Consider the following 2,132-nt stretch of genomic DNA (forward strand, 5'->3'; position numbering starts at 1 on the left):
ACCCAATCTCTTGGTCTAATTCAAGAAGATTGGGTTTTATTTATTTCACTATCGAATCCCGTCCCTCGGTATCAATACCTAAGGAATTTATCGGATTTTTTCTTTTCTTCGTAAGAAGAATAAATGTCCATGATCAACTTTTCCAGGGTTGTCTACTTGTATTTTTTCAAATTGATTCATCCGACTGAACCAATGTGCAGCCAAGTATATACCGATCAATATCAAGAATGAATAGGTGTACGCCCAGTTTTTTGGATTATAAAAATCATACATTGCCAATAATGGCATTCCAATATATGCACCTAACCCCGCAAAAACAACAGCTTTTATGAACGGGTTTACATTTGGTTTGATTTGCAGAAGAAACATGGTAGAAACGGGAATTATCGTAAATTGAAAAGGAAGAAAAATGGCAGTAGAGGGTATAATCTTAATTGGATACGTCCATCTCCCTGTGGAAGTGCCTAAAAGATCCATTACAGAAGCCAAAAGCATAACTAAAAATCCTGCATACAGTAAACGATCTGAACTTTCTTTTTTCCTAAAGAAAAACCAAAATATCCAAGGAATAATGGCTAAACTAACCCCAATCCACCATTGCCATGTAAATAAAAAACCGTTCATTACTGCGTCTGTCATTAAACGACCTGCTTGAACCATTAGGTCATAAGCTTTGTCTACTTTTTGGGTTGCTTCTTCTAATGTCATGAATTTATTTCTCCTTTAACTATTCTTATTGCTGTTGAATATGCACTCCGGGTGCATAGTAGTATGGCGGAGATTTTAGCCAACCTCTCTTCGTCATGAGTTTTCCAAATATTCATGACTTCCCCTGTATGCAGGAATATTAGTTTCATTTATCAAGTGTTCTTGAATAGGGGTTTTAATCACATCGGAATACATTCTGAATGGTCATTCTCCATTCGTTGATACTCTTTTCGAATCAAATCCTCTACAATTTGTTTCATTGACTTTCCTGTTTTTCGCTTCATGAGATCCATCATTTGTTTCACTTCAGGATCGGCTTCAATTACCATTCGAGCATGAACTTTCATAATTTCTCCTTTCATGTTTTAAACGTTTAATACATTTGTGGTTAATTTACCCAATCAATTTAGAATCAATGACAAAATTGTAAATCTATAAAAATTGAAGGCAGTTTCTTTCGCTATACTGCCCGTTAGCTTAGTAAGTATCGAGTTTTCACCAGAAATATTGGCATGACTTTTGCGTGGCAAGAACATACATGAGATGAAATAGACCGATTCGGACTTATTGTTATATTGTCAACTGCTTGGTATAGTATTTGGTTAGAATTTATGGAGGAAAGGGAAGGTAAGACTAGCTTTAGATATTTCGGTAGAAGTCGTGAAGGGAGTAAAAAAGCCGATAGCAAATAATTTAACTATCAGCTTTTTTAGGTGGCTTGTTTTTATCACAAAAACCTAATGGAAATTTCTCTTTCGTATCACTTTCTGTACGAAAACCCGTTTTTAATAACATTTTTGCAGTGGATTTAGCATGGTATTCGTTACAATTTAAGCAGTAATACATTTTCCTTACACCTCAACATCATTATCTTGGATAAGAAGTAACCGAATGAACAAACTTAGGGGATGCTTTCCGAAAATATAATAATTAAGCCCCACTATGAATTTATAAAGATATATTTATTTACTTCTACATTTGTCCAATAAGTCCTTCTTATCGAACAAATTATGTATTATTTAAAAGAAGAAGCCCCACAGGAACCCGTCTTGTTCGTTGGTTTGTATGTTTTCCGCGTTTTGTTGTTAGTGGTCTTATCTCCGGTATCCTTGTTTATGCAAGATTTAAGCATCTTGAAGGGGAATTTTAACTTCACTCCACTTTTAAACGATAGACCGTTCCTCCATCTATCGCTCGTATCCCCGTTACACAATCCTCTTTAGAATGGTTTAATCCGTCTTCAACGGCTTGTAATTTCGTATCCATTAAGTCGATTTGAGACAAGGCTACTGCTTCCGGTAACTGGGGTAGCACAGGAGAGGCATATTCTAATTTCCCATGATGACTTAAAGCCATATGCTGTAGTGCGATGACAACTTCTTCTTGAGGGTTATAACCAAAATGAAGGGCAGCTTCATAAACCA

At 35.8% G+C, this 2,132-nt stretch carries 3 protein-coding genes and 1 pseudogene; all 4 read right to left on the reverse strand.

Translation table 11 applies throughout. From position 1 onward, the window contains the following. Nucleotides 1-87: 87 nt before the first annotated feature. The gene (locus ABLT31_RS38345) at nt 88-708 is read right to left on the reverse strand and encodes a CBO0543 family protein (protein ID WP_367760971.1); all 621 of its coding nucleotides are present in this window, start codon (nt 706-708) and stop codon (nt 88-90) included. 179 nt (nt 709-887) lie between these two features. Further along, complete coding sequence (locus tag ABLT31_RS38350; protein WP_367760972.1) at nt 888-1,055, reverse strand: hypothetical protein; 168 nt, start codon at nt 1,053-1,055, stop codon at nt 888-890. Nucleotides 1,056-1,401: 346 nt separating this feature from the next. After that, nucleotides 1,402-1,554 (reverse strand): DUF3973 domain-containing protein, encoded by a 153-nt coding sequence (locus ABLT31_RS38355; protein WP_367760973.1) that lies wholly within the window; start codon nt 1,552-1,554, stop codon nt 1,402-1,404. A 306-nt stretch (nt 1,555-1,860) separates the two neighbouring features. Next, nucleotides 1,861-2,132, reverse strand: a pseudogene (locus ABLT31_RS38360) (3'-5' exoribonuclease YhaM family protein); the annotation flags it as partial.

The organism is Ammoniphilus soli (assembly GCF_040813775.1).

Coding starts and splice junctions, on each gene's coding strand:
- ABLT31_RS38350 (WP_367760972.1), bottom strand. CDS start 1,055: ATGAAAGTTCATGCTCGAATGGTAATTGAAGCCGATCCTGAAGTGAAA.
- ABLT31_RS38345 (WP_367760971.1), bottom strand. CDS start 708: ATGACATTAGAAGAAGCAACCCAAAAAGTAGACAAAGCTTATGACCTA.
- ABLT31_RS38355 (WP_367760973.1), bottom strand. CDS start 1,554: ATGTATTACTGCTTAAATTGTAACGAATACCATGCTAAATCCACTGCA.